Source organism: Kineococcus sp. TRM81007 (assembly GCF_022669155.1).
GTDB lineage: Bacteria > Actinomycetota > Actinomycetes > Actinomycetales > Kineococcaceae > Kineococcus.
On record NZ_JALBVB010000060.1, the window covers coordinates 22,375 to 44,026 of the forward strand.

The following is a 21,652-nucleotide window of genomic DNA, read 5'->3' on the forward strand; positions in this document are numbered from 1 at the left end:
GCTCAGCCGCCGCTGACCAGGTCGGGGATCTGCCCGTACAGGGAAGTGGTGAAGGCGGTCAGCTCGTGCAGCATCCACTTGCCGCACACCACGATCGCGATGCCGACGGCGAGCGCCTTGGGCACGAAGGCGATGGTCTGCTCCTGCAGCTGGGTGACCGACTGGAACAGGGAGATGCCGAAGCCGACGGCCAGGGCGGTCAGGAGCAGGGGGGCGCTGAGCTTGGCGGCGAGGACGAGAGCGGTCATCCCGAGGTGGATGACGGTCACGTCGGACATCGCGGGGCCTTCCGGTCGGGGCGGGTCGGCCGGTGCGCCGGCCCGAGGGTTCGGCCGGGGTGCCGGCCGTGACGGTGCAGCCGGGGTGCCGGCCGTGACGTTCGACCGGTGCATCGGCCGATCGGGTGATCCCCTTGAGGGGAGGTCAGCCGGCGTAGCTGCCGACGAGCGACTTCACGACGAGGCCCCAGCCGTCGACCATGACGAACAGCAGGAGCTTGAACGGCAGGGAGACCGTGACGGGCGGCAGCATCATCATGCCCAGGCTCATCAGCGCCCCGGAGACGACGATGTCGATCACCAGGAACGGGATGAAGATCACGAATCCGATGATGAACGCGGAGCGCAGCTCGGAGAGCGCGAACGCCGGCACGAGGGTGCTCATGGGCGTCTCCGCGCAGTTCTTCGGCTTGTCGCGCTTGGCGGCCTTGGTCATGAGGGCGAGCTCGTCGTCGCGCGTCTGCCCGCACATGAACTCGCGCAGCGGCTGCGAACCGTCGGTGAACGCCTGCGTGGTGGTCTTGTCGCCCTTGAGGTAGGGCTGGATCGCGACGTCGTTGATGGCGCTGAAGGTGGGCGCCATGACGAACATCGTCAGGAACAGCGCCAGGCCGGCGAGGACCTGGTTCGGCGGGGTGCCCATCAGGCCGAGGGCGTTGCGGGTCAGGCCCAGCACCACGAGGATCTTGGTGAAGCAGGTCGTCAGCAGCAGCAGCGCGGGGGCCACGGACAGCACCGTCAGGGCGATGATGATCGTGACGGACTGGCTGGGCTTGCCGTCGGCGCCGGTGATGCCGGCCACGTCCACGGTCACCGAGCCGGCACCGGCGGGGTCGGTGGGGGCCTGCGGGGCGGTGGGGGCGGTGACGGCGGGCAGCGCGGCGGGCAGCGCGGTCGCGGTGCTCGCGCCGAGCGCGGGGGCGGCGGCGGGCAGGGGCGCGGCGGGCAGGGCCGAGGCGCTGGCGGCGGCGCCGGTCAGCAGACCCCCGGCGAGCAGCGCGGCGGCCGCGAGCCTGCGGGCGGTACGGGTGCTCACCGGCGGGTCGTCCTCTCTCGCAGCACGTCGACTGCCTTGGTCCAGGTGGCCGGCGACAGGGCCGAGCCGTTGAGCGCGGTGGGGCGCGCGGTGGCGACCGCGGCGGGGCGCGCGGTGGCGACCGCGGGCACGACCGCGGGGGTCGCGGCGACGGTCTCGGCGGGGATCTCGACGACCTGGTCGGGCTCCACCTGCGGGGCGGGCAGGAGGTCGGCGGCGGGCGCCTCGGTCAGCAGGGTGACCTGCTGCTCGGTGACGCCCACCACGAGGGCCCGCTCGCCGATGCGCACGACCGCCACACCGGCCTTGGCGCCGACGCCGACCCTGCTGAGGACCTCCAGGCCGCTGGTGGCCGCGCCGACCGCGCGGGAGCGGCGCAGCCAGCGCGCGCCGAGCCACAGCAGGCCCAGGACGGCGACCAGGGAGACGGACATGCGCCCCAGGGCGGCGAGGGCCTCCATCAGGCGCCGGCCTCCGTGCCCGGGGTGACGATCTCGGTGATGCGGATGGCGTAGTCCTCGTCGACGACGACGACCTCGCCGCGGGCGATGAGCTGGCCGTTGACGAGCACGTCGGCGGGGCTGCCGGCGGCGCGGTCCAGCTCCACGACGGAGCCGGGGGTCAGGGCCAGCAGGTCCTGCACGGTCATGTTGGTGCGGCCCAGCTCGACGGTGACGTCCATCTGCACGTCGCGCAGCAGGTCCATGGTGCGGCGCGGGCCGCCGCCGGCGACGGGCGCGCTGGTCGGGGTGGCCATGACGGGCACGGAGACCTGGGGGGCGTCGGCGGAGAACGTCAGGCCGATGAGGGCCAGCGTCTCCCCGCCCGCGCCGACGACGGCCACGGCGCCGCCCTCGAGGGCGGCGACGGCCTCGGCGGGGTCGCCCTCGACGCCGACGTCCAGGGTGCACTGCCCCAGGCTGGCGACGACGGTCTCCAGGGCGGGGCGCAGCGCGTCGACCGGGTCGAGGGCGCCCTCGGGGCTCATCAGGAGGGTGTTGAGGGTCTCCTCCCCCACGATGACGGCGACGCGGCCGGTGGAGGCGCCGGCGAAGCTGGCGGAGACGGCGGTGCCCTCGTCGCCCATGTCGGGGGCGGCGGACGCGTCCACGATCCCGGTGACGGTGCCGGGAGCGGACAGCGGCAGGACCGCGAGGGCGGCCTGGGCCGCTTCACCGAGGAGGGCCTGCAGGTCGGCGTGGGTGATGGTGCTCATCGGGAGGACTCCTCGGGGGTCGGGACGATCAGGCAGGCCAGGCGGGAGCCGCGGCTGCCGGCCACGGCGGAGGCGACGAGGGTGTCGGAGGCGACGACCTCGAGGGGGGCCTCGGCCGCGTGCGGCAGGCGCAGGACGTCGCCGGGCACGAGGGCGAGGATCTGGTCGGGGCGCAGCTGGGTGGCGTTCAGGCGCACCGAGACCTCGACGGGGATGTGCTCGAGGTGGTCGTCGAGGCGGTCGCGCATGAGGCGGCGGATGCGCAGCTCCTCGGGGCTGGCGACGCGCAGCTCGGCGGCGCTGAGCGCGGCGGAGAGCGGGTCCAGCGGGAGGGCGAGGGTGGCGGTGCCCTCGATGCGCTCGACCTGCAGGTGGAACGAGGCGACGATCATGACGTCGGTGGCGGCGGAGGCCTGCGCGAACTGCGGGTTCTGCTCGATGCTCGTCAGGTGGGGCTTGAGGTCCACGATCGAGGTGAGCGAGGCGGCGAGCTCGCCGAGGGTGCGCTCGACCATGCCGCGGCACAGCACGGCCTCGATGTCGGTGAGCACGCGCAGCGGCTGCTCGTGGGCGCCGGTGCCGCCGAGCATCCGCTCGACGAACGTGAGCATGAGGGGGGTGTCCAGGTGCAGGACGCCGGCGCCGACGAGCGGCTCGGGGTCGAACACCGTCATGATCGACGGGGTGGCCAGCGTGGCGGCGTACTCGTCGTAGCTGAACTGCTGGACGCCGTCCAGCTCGACCTGCACGCTGGTGCGCAGGGTGGAGGACAGCAGCGTCGCCCACTGGCGGCAGAACGTCTCGTAGGTGATCTCGAGCACGCGGGCGTGCTGGCGCGACAGCTTGGTCGGCCGCCGGAAGTCGTACGGGACGGGGACGCCGCGCCGCCGGGAGCGGCGGCCGCCCGTCCGCTCTGCGCTGGTGGAGGTCTCGGGTGCCACGCTGCACCTATCGGCACGAAGGGCCCTCACCCTTTAGCGCGCACCTGAACGGGTGACGCGCCCCTCCCCCGCGCCCCGCCCCGCGCCGCCCCCCTCCCGTGGTGATCTTGCACGGTTGAGCGTTCACCCGCGCGAGACCGCGGTGAGGAGCAGAGCGGGGACGCACGAGGGCGCGGCNGCCTGCCGCGCCCTCGTGCGGAGCGGGTCGTGCCGGGCCCTCACCGAGCTCGTCACTGCATGACGAACTGGGTGAAGTAGATGCCCATGACCTCCTTGTGCTCCACGCCCTCGGTCTCCGTGACGTAGGCCTCGATGATCTTCTCCTGCAGCAGCTCCTTGTGGTGCTGGCGCTGTTCGGCGTTGGACAGGTCGGCCATCGACAGGCCGCTGAAGGAGGAGATGGTCAGGTCCAGCGCCTTGCTGCCGTCGAGCTCGGTGGAGCCGCCGTGGCCACCGCCCTCGCTGGCCACGGCCTGCAGGGCCAGGCCGATCTTGAGGTAGTGGCCGTCGGCGAGGTTCAAGCTGATGGCGTCCAGGGTCGTGACGTCACCGGGCTCCAGGTGTTCCTCGGTCGCGGCCGCGGCGGCGGTGTCGCCCTTGGTCAGCAGGAACACGCCGCCGCCGGTGCCGCCGGCCAGCAGCACCGCGCCGAGAGCGGCGACGATGATGAGCTTCTTCTTGCCGCCGGGCGCGGCCTCGGCCTTGTCGCCGTCCTTCTTGCCGGCCATGTCAGTGGCCTCCCGTCGTGGTCGTGGTGGTGTCGTGGCTGGCGGTCTCGCTGGCGGGCGTGCTCAGCTCCGTGGGCCCGTCGGTGGGGATCGTCTCGGCGACCTGGGGCAGCAGGGCCTTGACGGCCTCCGATGAGGGCGAGGCGACGACGAGGTCGACACGGCGGTTGCCGGCCAGGGCCCGGTCGTCGCTGTCGGGGTACAGCGGGCGGGTCTGCCCGTACCCGGTGGAGGTGAGGCGCTCGGCGGGCACGTGGTGCACGTCGATGAACCGGGTCACCACGCTGTTGGCGCGCGAGGTGGACAGGTCCCAGTTGTCGCGGTAGCGGACGGTGGAGCTCAGCGGCAGGGAGTTGGTGTGCCCCTGGACGACCACGTCGTTCGGCAGGCCTCCGAGGATGGGGCCGACGGCGTCGAGGACCTGCAGGCCGACGGGCTGGACGTCCGCGCTGGCGTTGGCGAAGAACACGTTGTCGGCGACCAGGCCGACCACGAGGCCGTCGGAGGTGATGCGGTACGTCACCTGGTCCTGGTGGCCCTGGGGCTCCAGCGCGGCGTCGATCCGCTCGATGATCTCGCGGTAGCCGGCGACCTCCGCCCGGGCCGCCTCCAGCTGGCTGGCCGACCGGGCGGTCTCCTGCGCGGTCTGCGCCTCGGCGATGATCTGCTCGGCGTTCGGGGCCTGCATCGGGTCGCCGCCGGCCATCACCTTGATGTTGACCGGGTCGGCGCCGTTGTCGATGTCGTTGATCCCCTTGTTGCCGCTGAGCACCAGGTTGGACGAGGAGGTGCCCTCGTTGAAGCCCTCCTTGAACTGGGCGAACTTCAGCTGGTCGATCTGCGACATGGCGAACAGGACGATGAACAGCGCCATGAGGACGGTCAGCATGTCGGCGTAGGAGACCAGCCAGCGTTCGTGGTTGACGTGCTCGTCGTGCTCCTCGTGCTTGTGGCGCCGCTTGTGCGCCGAGGAGGACATCAGGCGGCCTTCTTGTCCGCCACCGCCGTGCCCGGCGGCAGGAGGCTCTGCAGCTTCTTGGCGACCGAGCGCGGGTTGGAGCCGGCCTGGATGGCGAGGATGCCCTCGACGACCAGTTCCATCTGCGCCACCTCGATGCCGGACAGGCGCATCAGGCGGCTCTGCACGGGCAGGAAGAAGAAGTTCGAGCTGGCCACGCCCCACAGGGTGGCGACGAAGGCGCCGGCGATCATCGGGCCCAGGGCCGCGGCGTCGGACAGGTTCGCGAGCACGACGACCAGCGAGATGACGGTGCCGCAGATGCCGACGGTGGGCGCGTAACCACCCATGTCGCCGAAGATCTTCGCGGCCTGCTTGTCGGCGGCCTTCTTCGCCTGGATCTGGGCGGTGAGGATCTCGTACAGCTCGTCGGGGTCGGTGCCGTCGATGGCGGTCTGCAGGCCGTCGCGCAGGAAGTCGTCGTCGACGGCCTTGATGGCGTCTTCAAGAGCCAGCAGTCCCTCGCGGCGGGCGCGCTCGGCCATCTGGATCAGGATCTCGACGGTTCCGGCGGGGTTGGCGACCTTGCCGAGGAGCGCCTTCTTCAGCGTGCCGATGGAGGCGATGCCGTCCTTCATGATGCCGCCCATGAGGCCGACACCGAGCGTGCCGATGAAGACGAGGACGAGCGGACCGGGCAGCAGGATGCTCCCGATGGTGCCGCCCTCGTGGTTCTGCATCCAGAGGACGGCGGCGGTCGCGATGACGAGCCCGCCGATGGTGGCGAAGTCCATGGTCACGGCCTCCTGCGGTGCAGCGGGACCGGAGCGGGCAGTTCCCCGTCGGCGTCGCTGGTGGTGGTCTCGGTGTGGGGGTGAGCCGGCAGCTCGAGGACGTCCGCGGTCCCCGTCTCCTCGAGGGCGTGCGCGGTGGCGACCACGCGGGCCCGGAACGCCATGACGCGCTCGACGACCTCGGTCAGCGGCTCGGTGACGACGAACTTCGCGCCGTCGACGAGCGTGATGACCGTGTCGGGGGTCGCGTCGACGCGCTGGATCAGGTCGGGGTTCACGGCGAACACCGACCCGTTGAGGCGAGTCACGAGGATCACGGGGTTTCCGTCCTTGGGTGGAGTAGTGGCCCGTCCCTGGGCCGGTTTCACTGATCCCATCGGCGTGCCCGGGCAGGACCTGAGTGGGGGTTGCCTCATGCACCCGTTCGTGCTAACGGAGCGAGCAGGGTGACGGGGTGTGACGAGAAACGCCCTCCCGGGCCGCGCACCACGCGGCCCGGGAGGGCGTCCATCGACAGCGCTACGAGGGTCAGCGCTTGAGGTTGACGAGCTCCTGGAGGATGTCGTCGGAGGTGGAGATGATGCGGGAGTTCGCCTGGAAACCGCGCTGGGCGAGGATCAGGTTGGTGAACTCCGCCGACAGGTCGACGTTGGACATCTCCAGGCTGCCGGCGAGGATCGCGCCGCGGCCGGCGTCGCCGGCGATGCCGAAGACGGGGTTGCCGGAGTTCGTCGACACGCTGTAGAGGGAGTTGCCCTCCTTGACCAGGCCCGCGGAGTTGTTGAAGGTCGCGATGGCGACCTGGCCGAGGGTCTGCTTGTAGCCGTTCGAGTAGGAGCCGGTGATGACGCCGTCGGTGCCGAACGAGTAGCTGGTCAGGGTGCCGATGGGGGCGCCGTTGCCCTTCGACTCGACGTTGCTCTTGCCGGTGGTGCCGACGAAGCCGGTGAGGGCGCCGAGGTCCACCACGATGTTCTCGCCCGTGGGGCTGTCGTCAGCCAGAACCGTGATGCCGGCACTGGTCGCCTTCTGGCCCTTGACGGTCGGAGGCGTGGCGGCGGTGTCAGCGTCGAAGTTGAAGGTGCCGGCGTCCGCCCAGTCGTCCGGATCCACCTTGAGGTCGGTGGAGGAGGTCACGGTCCAGGTGTCGGTGCCGTCATCGTTGACGAACCGCAGGTAGACCGTCTGGGCCACCCCCTGCTCGTCGTAGGCGGCGACCGACGTGATGACGCCCTTCGCCGGGTCACTGGCACCGGTGGACGTCTTGTCGAGGTTGCCCGTGACGTCGACCTCGCTCGTCTGCCGTGCCGCCATGACGGTGTCGGACGGGATGACCAGCTTCTCGGTCTGCCCGTTGGTGTTGATGTTCCCCTGGCCGTCGGGACGCCAGCCCATGACGTAGGCGCCGGCGTTGGTCACCACGGAGCCGTCGGCGTCGAGGGTGAAGGAACCGTTGCGGGTGTAGAACACCCCGTCGCCCTGCTGGACGGCGAACATGCCGTCGCCGCTGAGCATGAGGTCGGTGGACTTGCCCGTCGACTGGGCCGAACCCTGCGTCATGTTCTGGGTGATGGCGTCGACGCGGACACCCAGGCCGACCTGCGACGGGTTGGTGCCGCCGGTGACCTCGGTGGGGGCGCCGGCGGCCTTGGTCAACTGCGACAGCGTGTCGGCGAAGACGACGTTGGAGCTCTTGAAGCCGGTGGTGTTGACGTTGGCGATGTTGTTGCCGACGACGTCCATCATCGTCTGGTGCGAGCGCAGGCCGCTGACGCCGGAGAACATGGAACGGAGCATGGTGCAGACCTTTCGAAGGGCTGGGTGGAGGCGGGAGGGGCGTTCAGGGGGTCAGGCGGACGCCGGCGGCGTGTCCGACCCGGTGGCTTCCGGCGCGGTTTCCGTCGTGGTCGCCGGAGCGGTCGACGTCGTGGTCGCCGGTGCGGTGGTGGCCGCTGCGGTCGTCGAGGTGGTGCTCGTGTCCCCGAAGGCGGTCACCTTCGACAGGACGACCTTGGTGCCGTTCACGTCGAGGACCGGCTCACCGCCGGTGCCGCCGACCGAGGACGTGGTGAACGACGCGGAGCGCACGACCCCGGTGACCGTGGTGCCGTCGGGGCCGACGTACGACACCGTCTGGCCGATCAGGGCGCTGGCCTGCAGCTTGTCCTGCCCGGACAGCATCTGCGTGTAGCTCTTGGCCATGTCCTGCATGGCCTCCAGCGAGGAGAACTGCGCGGTCTGCGCGATGAACTGCGTGGAGTCGACCGGCTTGGACGGGTCCTGGTAGCGCAGCTGGGCGACCAGCAGCTTGAGGAAGGTGTCCTTGTCCTCGGCGGTCTTGTCCGCCGCCTTCGCGCTGGTGTCGGACCTGCCCGCGTTCTTGGCCGCCTCCGTCTGGGTCATGGCGTCGGAGTTGGCGATCAGGGACGCGTAGGGGTTCGCCCCGCTGGCCGCATCGATGGTCATGCTCATCCTTCGGTCGTTCGGGTGGCGGGCTGTAGCCCGTCCGGGCTCTTCAGCGGCCCGCGGGGTGGGGTCGCGGCGTGCGCCGGGTCAGACGCGCAGGTCCAGCCGGCCCTCGGCGGCGGCCGCGGCGGCCTGGCGGACCGAACGGGGCTCGTCGGCGCTGAACAGGGCGCTGCGCCTGCCGGAGGAGCCGGAGCCGTGCTGCTGCCCCGCACCGGAGCGGTCCCCGCCCTGGCCGCCGAGCTGCGGTTCGCTCCCCTGCCGCTGCTGGGCGGTCCCGGAATCGGCGCGCACCTCGACGGTGGTGGAGGTGAACGAGGTGCCGGCCAGCTCGCGCTGCAGGTCGCCGACGGCCTGGCGCAGCGCGTGGCGCGCGGCGTCGGAGGCACCGGTGAGCTGGACGCTGAGGGCCCCGTCGAGGACCTCGGCGGTGACCTGCACGGGGCCCAGGCCCAGCGGGTTCACCTCCACGCTCATGCGGTGCACCGCGTCGGTGGCGGCCGGCAGCTGCTCGAGCCGGGCGCTGACGCCCTGGGCGAAGGCCAGCGGGTTCGTCAGCGGCAGCGGGGCGGGCGGCGTGGAGGCGGGTGCCACGGCGGGCGCGGCCGTCGCCGCGGCACCGGCGGTGACCGGGGCCGTCAGCGGCGCGGGAACCGCGGTGGGTTCCGCGGCCCCCGCAGCTGCGGGCGCCGGGGTGGGGCCGGTGGTCGCGGTGGCGGCCTGCGCCGTGGCCGGTCCGGCGGTCGGGGTGCCCGGTGCCGGCGCGGTGGCGGCGGGCGGCACCGCGGTGCTCGCGGCCCGGCCGGCGGCCGGGTTCCCGGGCTGACCGCCCGGCTGTCCACCGGGCTGGCCACCGGGCTGCCCGGTCCCGTCGCCGGTCGCACCCTGTGCGGGCAGGGACGCGCCCGGGGTGGCCGCGGCACCCGCCGAGGGGTCCTGGGCGGGCTGGCCCAGCGCGGCGGCAGCGGGCTGCGCGCCGGTCTGGGCCGCGCTCTGGGCAGCGGCCTGAGCGGCGGGCTCCTGCGCAGCGGCCAGCGCGGCCGGGCGGACGAGGGCGGCCACGGCGTTCGCCGGTGCGGCCGCTCCCGCTTCGGCCACCGCGGTCCCGGAGGTGACGACGGTGGTCGCGGACGCAGGCGTCGCCGTCCCGGGGACGGGAGCACCGGTCCCTGCGGGCGTGGTGGTCGGGGCGGCTGTGGCGGCGGGGCCGGCGGTGGGAGCGGCTGCCCCCGCCGTGACCCCCGCGGCGGTCCCCGGCACCACCGGCGAGGCCGGGACCCCGGCAGCGGCCGCCGACGGCGCCGACGGCGCCGACGTGGCAGCGGTCGTCCCCGGGGCGACCGGCGCCCCGGTGGAACCGGGCAGGGCGGAACCGGGCAGGGCGGAACCGGTGACGGCGGCGGCCGGTACCTGCGCGGGGGCGCCCTGCTCCCCCGCCCCTCCGGACGGGGTCGCGGGGACGGTGGTGGGTGCGAGCGCCGGGACGGCGGCCGGCGGGACGAGCGCGAGGAGCACCTGCGCAGCGTTCTGCTGTGCGGTGTCCTGCTGCGCAGCGTCCTGCGGTGCGGTGTCCTGCGGTGCGGTGTCCTGGTGCGCGGCAGCGGTTCCCGTGCCGGCACCGGCCTCCGCGGTGCTCGCCTGCGCGGTGCTGCCCTCCGCGGGGGTGGTCGCGCCCGCCCCGGTCGTGGCGTCGGCGCGGCGGCGCTCCCCCGGGCGGTACAGCGCGTCCGGGCGGTGGTGCTCGCGGCGCAGCGGCTGCCCGCGGCGCCGGGCGTCGTCCGCGCCGCGCTCGGCGGCCCGGTCCGCGGCGGCGCGTTCGGCCGCCCGGTCCGCGTCCCGGCCCGCGGTCCGCTCGGTGCCCCTGTCCACGGCCCGGTCGGCGGGGCGCTGCTGCGCCCGGTCGGCGGAGCGGTCGCGCTCGGGCGCGCGCCTCTCGAGGGCCTCGGCGGCGCGCTGGTCGAGCTCGGCGGCGGCGCGGCCGAAGGAGCGCGCGAACTCGGCGCCGCCGTCGGTGCTGCCGCGGCGGTCCTCGCGGGCCGGGACGGGGTTCGCGGCGGTCAGCGTGCTGACGGTGGGGGTGCTCACGCGGCGCTCCCGGTGCTCTGGAGGGTGGACATGATCTTCTTGACGTAGTTCTGGGTCTCGCTGAACGGCGGGATGCCGCCGTACTTGCGCACGTTGCCGGGGCCGGCGTTGTAGGCGGCCAGGGCCTTCTCGAGCGAGCCGAAGGTCTTCAGGTGGGAGGCGAGCAGCTTCCCGGCGCCGTCGATGGCCTGCATCGGGTCGAGGGGGTCGATGCCCACGTCGCGGGCGGTGCCGGGCATGAACTGCATCAGCCCGACGGCGCCGGCGTGGCTGCGGGCGTTCGGGTCGTACCCGGACTCCTGCTTGGCGACGGCGGACAGCAGGCCGGCGGGCAGGCCGTACCTGCCCTCGGCGGCGGTGAAGGCGGCGTCGTAGGGCGCGGACTTCGACGTCGACAGGGACGCGGGCCGCACGTACGCGGTGCTGTCGGTGGCGGCGGCGCCGGTGGTGCCCGTCACGAGGGCGGCGGCGGCCAGCCCGGCGGCTGCCGTGGTGGCGGCGGTGGTGCCCAGGCGGCGGATCGTCATGGGGGTTTCCCAGACCTTGGAGATCTTCACGACGTCCCCTGCCTTCGGTGCGTGGAGCATCTTGCCGTCGCCGACGTAGATGCCGATGTGGGAGCCGTTCTCGAGGACGACGAGGTCGCCGGGCTTCGCCTGGGCGAGGCTGGGCACCTGGGTGCCGACCTTCGCCTGCTGGGCGGCGGTGCGGGGCAGGGAGATCCCGATCTGCTTGCCGGCGTACTGGATGAGGCCGGAGCAGTCGAACCCCTCGGGCGTGGTCCCGCCCCACAGGTAGGGCACGCCGGTGTGCTTCTTCGCCACGGCGAGCAGTCGATCCCCCGTGGTGCTGGAGGTGCTGCTGGTGCCGGTGGGGTCCCAGGTGGCGTTGACGGCTCGGGTGCCGCGGGTGACGGTGCCGCCGGCGAGCACGTCGGCGAACTGCGTGCCGGACGTGGCGGAGGAGGCGGACGTGGTGGTCGCCGCCCGGAGCGCGGGGGTGGCGTGGCCGCCGCTGAGGGCGGCGATGCGGGACTCGATGTCGGCGACGCGGGCCTGCACCTCGGCGATGCCGCTCACGGCGTGCCTCCCCCCTGTTCGGCGCGCCGGCGGGCGCGTGCGGCGAACTCGGCGACCGTGCGGTCGTCGAGGGCGCGCTGGTCGGCGGCCAGGGCCGCCTTCTCCTGCGCCAGTTCGTGGCGTTCCACGACGCGCTCCAGGGAGCGCTCGGCGCGGCGGGCGCGCGCCCAGGCGGCCTGCTTGGCGCCCGTGTCGTCCGCCAACCGCGCGGTGAGGGCGCGGGTGGCGTCCAGGTCGGCGACGAGCGCGGCGCGGCGGGCCACGGTCGCGGTCCAGGCGGCCATGGTCTCGTCGCTCAGGTGGGCGTCGCCGAGGTCGCGGCGCACGCGGGTGGCGCGCTGCTGCTCGCGGCGCAGGACGGCGTTGGCGGCGGCCAGCTCGGCCTTGGCCTCCTCCTGCTGGGCGCGGCGCAGCTTCAGCAGGGCGAGGATCGCCTTGGTGCTCACCGGGCACCTCCCAGGGTGGTGACGAGCTGCGCCAGACGCGCCCACGCCTCCGGGGCGGGGGTGATGTCGTGGATGTCCTGGCGCAGGAACGCGTCGATGGCCGGCATGCCGGCGACGGCGGCGTCGACCTCGGGGTTGGCGCCGGGCTGGTAGGCGCCGACGTCGATGAGCTCCTTGGCGTCGCGGTGCGCGGCGAGCACGCGGCGCAGGGCGGTGGCCTGGGCGCGCTGCTCGGGCGTGGTGACGCGGCCGGCGACGCGGGAGACGGACTCCAGCACGTCGACGGTCGGGAAGTGCCCGGCGGTGGCGAGGCGGCGGTCGAGGACGACGTGGCCGTCGAGGATGGAGCGGGCCGCGTCGGCGACGGGCTCGTTGTGGTCGTCGCCGTCCACCAGGACCGTGTAGATGCCGGTGATGGAGCCGACGACTCCCGGCCCGGCGCGCTCCAGCAGCCGGGGCAGCAGCGCGAACACGCTCGGCGGGTAGCCGCGCGTGGCGGGGGGCTCGCCGACGGACAGGCCCACCTCGCGCTGGGCCATCGCGGTGCGGGTCAGGGAGTCCATCATCAGCACGCAGTCGGCGCCGCCGTCGCGGAAGGACTCGGCGATGGCGGTGGCGGTGAACGCGGCGCGCAGGCGCACCACGGGCGCCTCGTCGCTGGTGGCGACGACGACGACGGAGCGGGCCAGGCCCTCCGGGCCGAGGTCGTCCTCGAGGAACTCGCGGACCTCGCGGCCTCGCTCGCCGACGAGGGCGAGCACGGACACGTCGGCCGCGGTGCCGCGGGCGATCATGGACAGCAGGGACGACTTGCCGACGCCGGAGCCGGCGAAGATGCCGAAGCGCTGCCCGCGCCCGGCGGGCACCAGGGTGTCCAGGGCCCGCACGCCCAGCCCCAGGGGCTGGTTCACGCGCTGGCGGGTCAGGGCGGGCGGCGGGGCGGCGTGCAGCGGGGTCCGCGGGGCGGCGTGCAGGGGCTCGCCGCCGTCCAGGGGGTTGCCCAGGGCGTCCACGACGCGGCCCAGCAGCGCGGCGCCCACCGGGACGGTGGGGGCGCGGCGGGTGGCGACGGCGGGGGCGCCGGTGCCGAGGCCGGTCAGGTGACCCAGCGGCAGGCAGCGCAGGCGGCCGGACTCGGCGGCGACGACCTCGGCGGGCACGGCGCCGGCGCCCTCGCCGAGGACGACGGTCTCGCCGACCGCGGCCTCCAGGCCGGAGACCTCCACGGACAGCCCGACGATGGAGCTGACCCGGCCGCGCACGAGGGGGCGGGCCGCCTCGGCGGCCCGGCGCAGCTGCGGGCGCAGCAGGTCGCGCACGCCGTCGGCGAGCGCCGAGGAGACCAGGGGGGCGCTCACGCGCGCTGCCCGGTCACCTCGGCGCTCCCGGCGCCCCCGGCCGCGGGCGCACCGGCCAGCGCGTCGGGCGAGACCAGGGCCTCGAGGGCGCGCGCGACGCTGGCGCGCAGGCCGGCGTCCACGTCGGTGTCGCCCTGCCGGGCGATCGCGTCGCCCGGGGAGACGGTGGGGTCGGGCAGGAAGCTCACGCGTCCTGCATCGGCGGCGCCGGCCGCGCCCTTGAGCGCGTCGCCCGCCGGGTCCTCACCCGTGCGGCCGTCACCCGTCAGGGCGTCCAGGTCGTCGGGGTGCACGCGGACGGTGACGGGACGCTCGTCGTCCAGGGGACGCAGGGCCCGCTGGACGGCCTCGTGGACCGGGGAGGCCATGAGGGTGACCTCGCGGTCCAGGACGGCGCCGGCCAGCTCCAGGGCGAGCTCGAGCACCGTGTCGGCCAGGGCCGCCACGGCGGGCAGGCGCTGGGCGCTGATGGCGTCGGCGGCCTGCCGGACGGCGGACTCGGCGCGCGCCAGGGCGGCGGCGCGCTGCGCCTCGTGGGCGGCGGCGGCCGCGGTGGCCGCCTGGCGCGCGGCCAGGCGGTCGGCGGCGGCCTCCTCGGCCGCCTGCCGCATGCCGGCGGCCCAGCCGGCCGCCCAGCCGGCGGTCCGGGCCGCTTCGCGCTCGGCGCGCAGGGCCTCGGTGTCCGCCGCGCTGCGCGGCAGCCGCATGCCGGTGAACGCCCGCGGCTGCGACCCGACGCCACCGCCGGGGGCGGTGACGAACGGGCGCGGGCCGGTGGACGGGGAGGTGTCCGCCGGACGGAAGGCCCGGGGGGAGCCGGTGCGGGCCTCAGGCCACGAAGTCATCGTCACCGCCGCGCGTCAGCACGATCTGGCCGGACTCCTCCAGCTGGCGGATGACCTGCACGACCTTCTGCTGCGACTCCTCGACGGCGGACATGCGGACGGGCCCGAGCATCTCGATCTCGTCGAGGAGGTTCTCGCGGGCGCGCTCGGAGACGTTGCGCAGGATCTTGTCGCGCACCGAGTCCTTGACGCCCTTGAGGGCCGTGGCCAGGTCGGCCGTCTCCACGCCGCGCAGGACGAGCTGGATGGCGCGGTCGTCGAGGGTGGTGATGTCCTCGAAGACGAACATGAGGGCGCGGATCTCCTCGGCCAGGGGCGCGTCCTTGGCGGTCAGGCCCTCGAGGATGCTGCGCTCGGTGCCGCGGTCGGCGCGGTTGATGATCTCGACCAGGGGCTGGACGCCGCCGACGGCGGTGTTCTGCTTGGCCTGCAGCACCGTGGAGGTGCGGCGCTGGACGACGTCCTCGATGAGGCGCACGTACTCGGTGCTGGTGGCCTCCATGGTGGCGATGCGGTAGGCGATGTCCGCCTGCATCTCCGGGGACAGGCCCCCGAGGATCATCGACGCCTGGTCGGGGCGCAGGTGCGCCACGACCAGGGCGATGGTCTGCGGGTGCTCGCCGGTGAGGAAGGTGAGGATCTGCTGCGGGTCCGCCTGGTGCAGGAACTGGAACGGCTGCACCACCTGGGACTCGGCGACGCGCCCGAGGACCTCGGCCGCGCCGTCGGCGCCCAGGGCGCCCTCCAGCAGGGCCTGGGCGAAGTCCATGCCGCCGGCGCCGCCGCGCAGCGGCGCGGCGATCATCGAGTGGAACTCCTCCAGGACCACGCCGGCGATCTCCGGGGACACCGACCGCAGCCGAAGGATCTCGGCGGTCAGCTCCTCGATCTCGGCGGGCCGCATGTGGGAGAGCACCTTGGCGGCGTTCTCCTGGCCGACCTGCACGAGCAGGACCGCGGCCTTCTGCGCCCCGGACAGGGGCGCGACCTCGATCTCCGTGGACGTGGTCACGGGTCAGGACCTCCGATCGGCGAGCCAGCCGCGGAGCAGTTCCGCGACTTCCTCGGGCTGGCGGGAGACGAGCTCGACGACCTCGGTGCGGCGGGCCGCCGCGGCCTCCAGGGCCGGGTCGACCGGTGCTGCTTCGAGCGCCACTGGACGTTCGGCAGGAGCGTCCAACTGCTTGAGGTCGTCGTCCGCGGTGATGTCGCCCAGGTCGATCGGTGCGACGTCCAGGACGTCCACCGTCTCCACCTTGCGGCGGCGGAAGGCCAGCAGGACGACCACGAGCATGATCAGGACCAGCAGGGCGAGCGCGCCGGTCTTGGCGTAGCCGACGAGGGCGTCGCGCTGCTCCTGCTCCTCGGCGGCCGCGAGGGCCTCGGCCGCGGCGTCGGCGGCCGTGGCGTCGAAGGCGATCTTCTGCACGGTGACGGTGTCCCCGCGGGCGGGGTCGAGGCCGGCGGCCTGCGTCACGAGCTGGGTGATGGCGTTGACGTCGGCGGCACCGGCGTTCGCGGCGTCGATGACGACGGCGACGGACTGGCGCTCGACCTGCCCGGGGGCTTCCTTCGTCGTGGTCTCGATGCGGTTGATCGAGTTGTTCAGGGTCTCGGAGGTCTTCTCGTACGCGCTGGCGCCGGCTTCGCCGGCGGGGACCTGGATGTTGTCCGGGCCCAGCACGCCGGTGGCCGCGCCGGCGGCGCCGCCGGTGTACTTCTCGACGTCGGTGCTGCTGACCAGGGGGGCGACCTCCTCCGGCTGCTCGTACACCAGGGAGTTGCGGGTGGTGTCGTCGAAGTCCAGCGTCGCGTTGACGGTGGCCTTGACGTTGCCCGCGCCGAGGACGCTCTCGAGCATCTGCTGGAGGTTGGTGCTCTGGGCGGCGTTGTAGTCGCCGGTCTTCTCCTGCTGCGCGGAGCTGCCGGAGTCGTCGCCGGACAGGGTGCGCCCCTTGTCGTCGACGACGGAGACGTTCCGCGGGTCCATGCCCTCGACGCCGCCGGCGACGAGGTTGACGATCGACGTCACCTGGTCGTTGGACAGCTGCTCGCCGGGCTTGAGACCCACGAGGACCGACGCGGTGGTCGGGTCCTCCTCGTCGAGGAAGACGTCCTTCTTCGGGATCGCCAGGTTCACGACGGCGGACTCGACGCCGTCGATCGACTGGACGGTCTCCTCCAGCTCGTTGGCGAGGTCGCGCTGGTAGGCCTTCTGCTGCACGAACTCCGAGGTGGTCACCCCGGACTGCTCCAGCAGGGAGAAACCGGAGTCGGTGTCCGCGGGCAGCCCCTCGCCGGACATGGCCAGGCGCTGGTCGTAGACGGCCTCCTGCGGCACCGTGATCGTGGTGCCGCCGTCGGTGAGCTCGTACGGGACGCCGTCGGCCTTGAGCTTCTCCACGATGGCGCTGGCGTCGGAACCGGAGAGGTTCGAGAACAGCGGTGCGTAGGCGGGCGTCGAGGCCCACCGGGAGAAGACCAGGCCGCCGGCGAGCAGGGCCACCAGGACCGCGATGACGACGGCCTTCTGGCCGGCGGAGAAGGACTTGAACCCCTCCCCGAAGCGCTTGGCGCCGTCGACGATCGCCGCGGGCCCCTTGCTCTTCGCCATCAGATCTGCATCCTCATGATCTCGTTGAACGCCTCGACGGCCTTGTCACGGATCGCCACGGTCAGCTGGGTGGTCAGCTGCGCCTCGTTGCTGGCGATCATGTAGTCGTGCACGTTGGTCAGGTCGCCCGTGGCGGCCTTCACAGCCAGGTCATCGGCTCTCGACTGCACGCTCTGGAGCTTGTCCAGGCCACCGGAGAGCAGCGTCGCGAAGTCGGTGCCGGAGGCGTCGCCCACCGCGCCGGTGCCCGTGGTGCCGGTGACACCGGCGAGGTTCGCGATGCCCGTGGTGCCGACGACCGCCTGGTCGCCGACGGTGACCCCGCGGGTCATCTGGGCGTTGTCCGTGTTCTCCAGGCCCTGGCCCCAGCCGACGGCCTGGGTGCCGAGGGAGCCGCCGACGGCGCCGATCGATTCGATGCTCACCGCGCTCACCCCTTCCCGAGCTGCAGGGCGGCCTGGTAGGCGTCCTTGGCGCTGGTGATGGTCTGCAGGTTCGCCTGGTAGGCGCGCTGGGCCATCATCAGGCTCGTCATCTGCGTGCTCATGTCGATGTCGGGGTACTTCACGTACCCGTTCTCGTCGGCCAGCGGGTGGTCCGGTTCGTGGACCATCCGGCCCTCGGGGCTGCCGGTGACGATGCCGGCGACCTGGGTCCCCTTGCCGTCACCGGCCTCGGTGGCCACCACGTAGCGCGCGGCGAACGCGTCCTCGTCGGTGCGCTTGACGGTGTTGATGTTGGCGAGGTTGTCGCTGACGGCGTCCATCCACTTGCGGTTCACCGTGACGCCGGTGCCGGCGATGCCGATCGCGTCGAAGAGGCTCATGGGTCGGGGGCTCCGGATCAGGTGGTGGTCACGGGACGAGGGCGGCAGGCGGTGGTCGTCACGCGCGGCCCATGGCGGTGCGCAGCAGGGAGTACTTGGAGTTCAGCGCCGACAGCGCCGTCTGGTAGCTCAGACCCGTGGAGATGCTGGAGATCGTCTCCTGGTCGAGGTTGACGTTGTTGCCGTCCTCGCGGGTGGGCTCCAGGGACTTGGCGGTGGTGATGCCGGACGTGGCGGCCGCGCGGGCGTCGCCGGTGGCGACGGCCCGGGCCAGCGACTTCTCGAAGGAGACCTTGTTGGCGGTGTAGTGCGGGGTGTTGATGTTCGCGATGTTGTCGGCGATGGCGCGCTGGCGGGCCTGCAGCCCGTCCAGCGCCGTGTGCAGCGCGACGCTGGTGAGATCGGCCACGGGACCACCTTCCGACGGGCCCCCGCGGTGGCGGGGGACTTCTCTCGTACGCGGCCGTCCTGGCCCGCTCAGCGGTGCTTCCTGCACCCAGGCACTCAATCGGCCCACGGGTGAGGCGGCTTGAGCGCGCGGGGCCCCGCCGGCGCCGATTCCCCCCGCTCCGGCGCCACTGCCACCCGATCGGCCCAGCGCGGCGTGCTGCGCGGCACCGCGCGTGGTCGCCGGCGTCGCCCGACCGGCCGCTGCGTGCCTCCCGCGCGCGCCCCGGTGGCGGTGGCGGGGCGCCCGTCGCCACCGCTCGCGCGCCGCCCGGGCGGCCCGGTGGTGGCGCGGCGGCAGCCGCTGCGCTCACGGGGCGTGCTCGCCGTCACCCGTCCGGGGCACCCGGGCGGAGCAGGCCGCGGCCCGCGCGTGCTCAAGCCCGGTGCGCCCGGCGCCGAGAACCGGACAGCGATCGCGCTCACCGCCCCGTGCGGCAGGGCCGACCGGGTACCCGTCAGCCACCCCGAGGCAGGACATGACGCTCACCGACGACCAGCCGACACCGAGCCCCACCGACGCCGACACCGTGCAGGAGCGCGGCGTCCCGGACGCCGGTTCCCCCCTGGACGCCCACCCGCTGGACGAGGACCTGCTGCGCCTGGCGGGCGAGGCGGCCGCGCTGGCGGCCGAGGAGGTGCAGGAGCACCGCGCGAGCACGCTGCGCTCGCTGGAGGGCGCGCTGCGCGCGCAGGACGACCTGGGCCGCTGGGCGGACTGCGACCTGTTCGCCGTGCTGGACGTCGACGGTCCCGCCGCGCCCGCGCCGGAGCGGCGCAGCCTGCTGCGCTCCGGCGCGCTGCGCACCGTGCTGGTCTTCGCCCCCGTCATGGTGACGTGGGCCGGTCTGCTCTTCGCCGGGCGCGCGTACGGCCAGATGACCGAGGCGGGCGAGAACGGCGAGGGGCTGTCGTTCCTGCAGCTGTGGCTGGACGGCTTCGGCGGGCGCACCTTCTTCTCCCTGGACCGGGTCGCCGAGCTGGCGGTGGCGCTCATCACGGCGGCGATCGTCGTCAGCGTCGCCACCGACCGCCGGCACCGCGCTGACGACGAGGCGGCCGCGGCCGCCGACGCGGCGCACCGCCACCACCTGCGGGCGCTGGCCTCGCGGGTCACGCTGGCGCTGGCCCCGCACCGCAGCAACGCCGCCGAGCAGCTGGGCGCGCACTTCGAGCGCGGCCTGACCGAGCTGGGCCGGCTGGTCGCCGAGACGATCCGCCTGCACGCCGACACCAGCACCCTCGTCGGTCACGTGCGCGCGGCCAGCTCCACCGCGATCGAGGCGGCCCGCGCCGCCAGCACGGGCGGCGAGCAGGTCGCCGGTGCGGCGGTGCGCCTGGAGGCCGCGGTCACCGAGGCGATGGGCAACCACCGCGAGCAGATCGCCGCCGACCGCGCCCAGCACACCGCGACGCTGCGCGACTCCACCGACCGCCTGGAGCGCTCGCTGGGGCAGCTGGAGAAGGCCAGCGCGGAGGCGCTGCGCGAGAGCTTCGAGAGCCGCGACCGCGTCCTGGGGGCCGTGGAGGGCGTCACCTCCTCGGTGACGCTGCTGTCCACCGAGACCCGCGCCGCGATGGCCGACCTGGCCTCCTCCGCGCGCGACATGAGCAAGCACAGCGCCGACTTCGGCGAGCAGGTCACCGGCCACCTGGAGGCGCTGAGCACCACGGCGCGCGAGTCGGTGGAGAGGATCTCCACCGCGACCGCGGAGGTCACCACGGAGCTGACCCGCACGGCCGCCGCGCACGTGGAGCGGCTGCAGTCGACGGTGCTGGAGTCGATCGAGAAGGTCACCGCGGTGACCGGCGACGCGTTCAGCGCGCACGTCGAGGCCTCCGCCGAGCAGGCGGCCCGCACGATGGAGACGCTGCGCGCGGACGTGCAGCGCACCTCCGAGGCCGCCGAGCGCGCCCTGGGCGCGGCGGTGCGCGGGCTGGACGACGCCGCCGACGAGCAGCAGCGCCGGCTGCGGCACGACGAGCGGATGGCGGCGCTGCTGGAGGCGCAGAACTCCGTGCTGGAGACCTGGCGGGGCGTGGAGGCGCGCCTGGAGGCCGCCGCCCACGACATGCGGGGGGTGCCGAGCTGGCTGGAGGCGGTGCAGCACGAGCACGCCGACGCCACCGGCCGCGCCCTGGCGAGCCTGGGCGCAGCGCTGGAGGAGGCCGTCTCCGCGAACGTGCGCGAGACGCTGGCGATGGCGCAGGACGACCACGTGCGCCAGGTCAACCGCGCCTACCGCGACGCCAGCCGGATGATGCAGCAGGAGCTGACCGGCAGCATCGGTGCCCTGCTGGAGTCGGTGCCGCAGCAGGCGGCGTCCCAGGCGGCGTCGCAGGCGGCCCGGGAGGCCGCGCACGAGGCGGCGCACGAGGCCGCGGCGCAGGCGGTGCAGCGGATCGAGCGGCAGCGGGCCGCCGAGCGCGCCGCGGAGCAGCGCGCCGCCCGCCAGCGGGCGGCCGAGCAGCGCGCCGCGCAGCAGGTGCCGGTGGCGGTGGGTGCCCCGGCGGCGCCCGCGCCGGCCCCGGTGTCCCGCCCGGTCTCGAAGCCCGTCCCGCAGCCGGTGCAGCAGTCGGTTCCCCAGGCGGTGCCTCAGGCGGTGCCTCAGGCGGTGTCGAGGCCCCTGGCGCAGCCGGTCGCGGCCGCGCCCGCGATGTCGCCGCAGCGGAGGGTGGCGAACCGCTACGCCGCCAACGGCTACCCCTCGGACGGCTACCCCTCGGAGCGGTACGCCGCCACCGCGGCCCGCACCGTGCGCGCACCCGAGCGCGGCCCCGTCGCGCCGGTCGCCCCGGTCGAGGACGCCGAGCAGGAGGAGTTCGTGGCGGTGCCCGTCCGCACGCTGCCGTCCTCGGCGGCGCGCCGCTACCAGCAGGTGCCCTCGTGAGCCGCGGTCGGGGTTCGTCGCACACGTTCGCCGGCTGGGTGTTCGCGGACGCCCTGCTGGCCATGACGATCATCGGCCTGGCGGCCGGGGGTGCGGTGCAGGCCGGTCAGCCGGACCCGGTGCCGGTGGTGGTGGCCGCTCCGGCCCCCACGCCCACGGAGACCGCGCCCCCGGCGCCGCCCGCTCCCCCGGCCCCGCCGGCCGACGGCGTGGCGCAGGCCCCCGTCGTGCTGGAGCTGCCGCTGCGGGACGCCTCGGACGAGGCGATCCGGGCGGCGGTGGCCGGTGCGGTGGGTGAGCTGTCGGCGCAGGGCCGCCGGGCGGCGTTCGTGCTGACGTTCGGCACGGCGTCGACGCCGGGTGCGGGCACGGCGCTGGCGCGCCGGGTCAACGCCCAGCTGGACGCGGCGGCCGGTCAGGTGTTCGCCGGCTCGGCCAAGCGCGACTTCTGGCGCGCGGTGAACGCGCAGTCCCCCGAGGCGGGCGTGGTGCGCCTGGAGGTCTACCTCCTGCAGCAGTAGCCCTTCCCGACCCCGCCCCCTACCCCTACCCCGACCCACCCGCCCCAGCCCGCGGNNNGTTGCCACTTCCTTGATCACCGCGGGCTGAGGTGTTGGGGGACGGGCGCGGGGGCGGCGGCTGCG

General features: G+C 74.2%; 23 protein-coding genes. 2 read left to right on the plus strand and 21 right to left on the minus strand.

Annotated elements, in window-relative coordinates:
* Window positions 1-2: 2 nt before the first annotated feature.
* From MN205_RS19225 to flgB, 21 genes are all read right to left on the minus strand, one after another.
* The gene (locus MN205_RS19225; protein ID WP_242130043.1) at window positions 3-278 is read right to left on the minus strand and encodes a flagellar biosynthetic protein FliQ; all 276 of its coding nucleotides are present in this window, start codon (window positions 276-278) and stop codon (window positions 3-5) included.
* 145 nt (window positions 279-423) lie between these two features.
* Window positions 424-1,314 carry a flagellar type III secretion system pore protein FliP gene (gene fliP, locus MN205_RS19230; protein WP_242130044.1) on the minus strand — a complete coding sequence of 297 codons (891 nt, stop codon included), beginning with the start codon at window positions 1,312-1,314 and terminating at the stop codon, window positions 424-426.
* On the minus strand, window positions 1,311-1,775 hold the full coding sequence (gene fliO / locus MN205_RS19235) for a flagellar biosynthetic protein FliO (RefSeq protein ID WP_242130045.1): 465 nt from the start codon (window positions 1,773-1,775) through the stop codon (window positions 1,311-1,313). The genes fliP and fliO overlap by 4 nt, the downstream gene beginning before the upstream one ends.
* Complete coding sequence (gene fliN, locus MN205_RS19240; RefSeq protein WP_242130046.1) at window positions 1,775-2,530, minus strand: flagellar motor switch protein FliN; 756 nt, start codon at window positions 2,528-2,530, stop codon at window positions 1,775-1,777. The genes fliO and fliN overlap by 1 nt, the downstream gene beginning before the upstream one ends.
* Window positions 2,527-3,471, minus strand: coding sequence for a flagellar motor switch protein FliM (locus tag MN205_RS22170; protein WP_242130048.1), 945 nt, complete (start codon window positions 3,469-3,471; stop codon window positions 2,527-2,529). The genes fliN and MN205_RS22170 overlap by 4 nt, the downstream gene beginning before the upstream one ends.
* 230 nt (window positions 3,472-3,701) lie before the next feature.
* Window positions 3,702-4,199 carry a flagellar basal body-associated protein FliL gene (gene fliL / locus MN205_RS19250; protein WP_242130049.1) on the minus strand — a complete coding sequence of 166 codons (498 nt, stop codon included), beginning with the start codon at window positions 4,197-4,199 and terminating at the stop codon, window positions 3,702-3,704.
* 1 nt (window position 4,200) lies between these two features.
* On the minus strand, window positions 4,201-5,178 hold the full coding sequence (locus MN205_RS19255; RefSeq protein ID WP_242130050.1) for a flagellar motor protein MotB: 978 nt from the start codon (window positions 5,176-5,178) through the stop codon (window positions 4,201-4,203).
* Window positions 5,178-5,951 carry a motility protein A gene (locus MN205_RS19260; protein WP_242130230.1) on the minus strand — a complete coding sequence of 258 codons (774 nt, stop codon included), beginning with the start codon at window positions 5,949-5,951 and terminating at the stop codon, window positions 5,178-5,180. Before MN205_RS19260 ends, MN205_RS19255 begins: the two co-directional genes overlap by 1 nt.
* A gap of 2 nt (window positions 5,952-5,953) precedes the next feature.
* Window positions 5,954-6,268 (minus strand): flagellar FlbD family protein, encoded by a 315-nt coding sequence (locus MN205_RS19265; protein ID WP_242130051.1) that lies wholly within the window; start codon window positions 6,266-6,268, stop codon window positions 5,954-5,956.
* A 211-nt stretch (window positions 6,269-6,479) separates the two neighbouring features.
* Window positions 6,480-7,748 carry a flagellar hook protein FlgE gene (locus MN205_RS19270; RefSeq protein ID WP_242130052.1) on the minus strand — a complete coding sequence of 423 codons (1,269 nt, stop codon included), beginning with the start codon at window positions 7,746-7,748 and terminating at the stop codon, window positions 6,480-6,482.
* A gap of 51 nt (window positions 7,749-7,799) precedes the next feature.
* On the minus strand, window positions 7,800-8,417 hold the full coding sequence (locus tag MN205_RS19275; RefSeq protein ID WP_242130053.1) for a flagellar hook capping FlgD N-terminal domain-containing protein: 618 nt from the start codon (window positions 8,415-8,417) through the stop codon (window positions 7,800-7,802).
* Between the two features lie 87 nt (window positions 8,418-8,504).
* On the minus strand, window positions 8,505-10,502 hold the full coding sequence (locus MN205_RS22175; protein WP_242130054.1) for a flagellar hook-length control protein FliK: 1,998 nt from the start codon (window positions 10,500-10,502) through the stop codon (window positions 8,505-8,507).
* On the minus strand, window positions 10,499-11,581 hold the full coding sequence (locus MN205_RS21305) for an NlpC/P60 family protein (protein ID WP_308220315.1): 1,083 nt from the start codon (window positions 11,579-11,581) through the stop codon (window positions 10,499-10,501). Before MN205_RS21305 ends, MN205_RS22175 begins: the two co-directional genes overlap by 4 nt.
* Entirely contained in the window at window positions 11,578-12,027 is a 450-nt protein-coding gene (locus MN205_RS19295) for a hypothetical protein (RefSeq protein WP_242130055.1), read from the minus strand. Before MN205_RS19295 ends, MN205_RS21305 begins: the two co-directional genes overlap by 4 nt.
* On the minus strand, window positions 12,024-13,346 hold the full coding sequence (locus MN205_RS19300; RefSeq protein ID WP_374115993.1) for a FliI/YscN family ATPase: 1,323 nt from the start codon (window positions 13,344-13,346) through the stop codon (window positions 12,024-12,026). The genes MN205_RS19295 and MN205_RS19300 overlap by 4 nt, the downstream gene beginning before the upstream one ends.
* Window positions 13,347-13,381: 35 nt before the next feature.
* Window positions 13,382-14,230 carry a FliH/SctL family protein gene (locus MN205_RS19305; protein ID WP_242130058.1) on the minus strand — a complete coding sequence of 283 codons (849 nt, stop codon included), beginning with the start codon at window positions 14,228-14,230 and terminating at the stop codon, window positions 13,382-13,384.
* Window positions 14,214-15,242, minus strand: a complete 1,029-nt coding sequence (fliG, locus tag MN205_RS19310; RefSeq protein ID WP_242130060.1) for a flagellar motor switch protein FliG — start codon at window positions 15,240-15,242, stop codon at window positions 14,214-14,216. Before fliG ends, MN205_RS19305 begins: the two co-directional genes overlap by 17 nt.
* A gap of 3 nt (window positions 15,243-15,245) precedes the next feature.
* Window positions 15,246-16,844: a flagellar basal-body MS-ring/collar protein FliF gene (gene fliF, locus MN205_RS19315; protein ID WP_242130062.1), complete on the minus strand. Its 1,599-nt coding sequence runs from the start codon at window positions 16,842-16,844 to the stop codon at window positions 15,246-15,248.
* Entirely contained in the window at window positions 16,844-17,269 is a 426-nt protein-coding gene (gene fliE, locus MN205_RS19320; protein ID WP_242130064.1) for a flagellar hook-basal body complex protein FliE, read from the minus strand. Before fliE ends, fliF begins: the two co-directional genes overlap by 1 nt.
* A gap of 5 nt (window positions 17,270-17,274) precedes the next feature.
* Complete coding sequence (gene flgC / locus MN205_RS19325) at window positions 17,275-17,670, minus strand: flagellar basal body rod protein FlgC (RefSeq protein ID WP_242130066.1); 396 nt, start codon at window positions 17,668-17,670, stop codon at window positions 17,275-17,277.
* Window positions 17,671-17,728: 58 nt separating this feature from the next.
* Window positions 17,729-18,079 carry a flagellar basal body rod protein FlgB gene (gene flgB / locus MN205_RS19330; RefSeq protein WP_242130067.1) on the minus strand — a complete coding sequence of 117 codons (351 nt, stop codon included), beginning with the start codon at window positions 18,077-18,079 and terminating at the stop codon, window positions 17,729-17,731.
* A gap of 517 nt (window positions 18,080-18,596) precedes the next feature.
* Between flgB and MN205_RS19335 the strand changes: the two genes are divergently transcribed.
* Window positions 18,597-21,008 carry a hypothetical protein gene (locus MN205_RS19335; protein WP_242130069.1) on the plus strand — a complete coding sequence of 804 codons (2,412 nt, stop codon included), beginning with the start codon at window positions 18,597-18,599 and terminating at the stop codon, window positions 21,006-21,008.
* A complete protein-coding gene (locus MN205_RS19340; RefSeq protein WP_242130070.1) occupies window positions 21,005-21,529 on the plus strand; it encodes a hypothetical protein in 525 nt (174 codons plus the stop codon). Before MN205_RS19335 ends, MN205_RS19340 begins: the two co-directional genes overlap by 4 nt.
* Window positions 21,530-21,652 lie beyond the last annotated feature (123 nt).

Coding starts and splice junctions, on each gene's coding strand:
- MN205_RS19225 (WP_242130043.1), bottom strand. CDS start 278: ATGTCCGACGTGACCGTCATCCACCTCGGGATGACCGCTCTCGTCCTC.
- fliO (WP_242130045.1), bottom strand. CDS start 1,775: ATGGAGGCCCTCGCCGCCCTGGGGCGCATGTCCGTCTCCCTGGTCGCC.
- fliN (WP_242130046.1), bottom strand. CDS start 2,530: ATGAGCACCATCACCCACGCCGACCTGCAGGCCCTCCTCGGTGAAGCG.
- fliL (WP_242130049.1), bottom strand. CDS start 4,199: ATGGCCGGCAAGAAGGACGGCGACAAGGCCGAGGCCGCGCCCGGCGGC.
- MN205_RS19255 (WP_242130050.1), bottom strand. CDS start 5,178: ATGTCCTCCTCGGCGCACAAGCGGCGCCACAAGCACGAGGAGCACGAC.
- MN205_RS19260 (WP_242130230.1), bottom strand. CDS start 5,951: ATGGACTTCGCCACCATCGGCGGGCTCGTCATCGCGACCGCCGCCGTC.
- MN205_RS19270 (WP_242130052.1), bottom strand. CDS start 7,748: ATGCTCCGTTCCATGTTCTCCGGCGTCAGCGGCCTGCGCTCGCACCAG.
- MN205_RS19275 (WP_242130053.1), bottom strand. CDS start 8,417: ATGACCATCGATGCGGCCAGCGGGGCGAACCCCTACGCGTCCCTGATC.
- MN205_RS19305 (WP_242130058.1), bottom strand. CDS start 14,230: ATGACTTCGTGGCCTGAGGCCCGCACCGGCTCCCCCCGGGCCTTCCGT.
- fliF (WP_242130062.1), bottom strand. CDS start 16,844: ATGGCGAAGAGCAAGGGGCCCGCGGCGATCGTCGACGGCGCCAAGCGC.
- flgC (WP_242130066.1), bottom strand. CDS start 17,670: ATGAGCCTCTTCGACGCGATCGGCATCGCCGGCACCGGCGTCACGGTG.
- MN205_RS19335 (WP_242130069.1), top strand. CDS start 18,597: ATGACGCTCACCGACGACCAGCCGACACCGAGCCCCACCGACGCCGAC.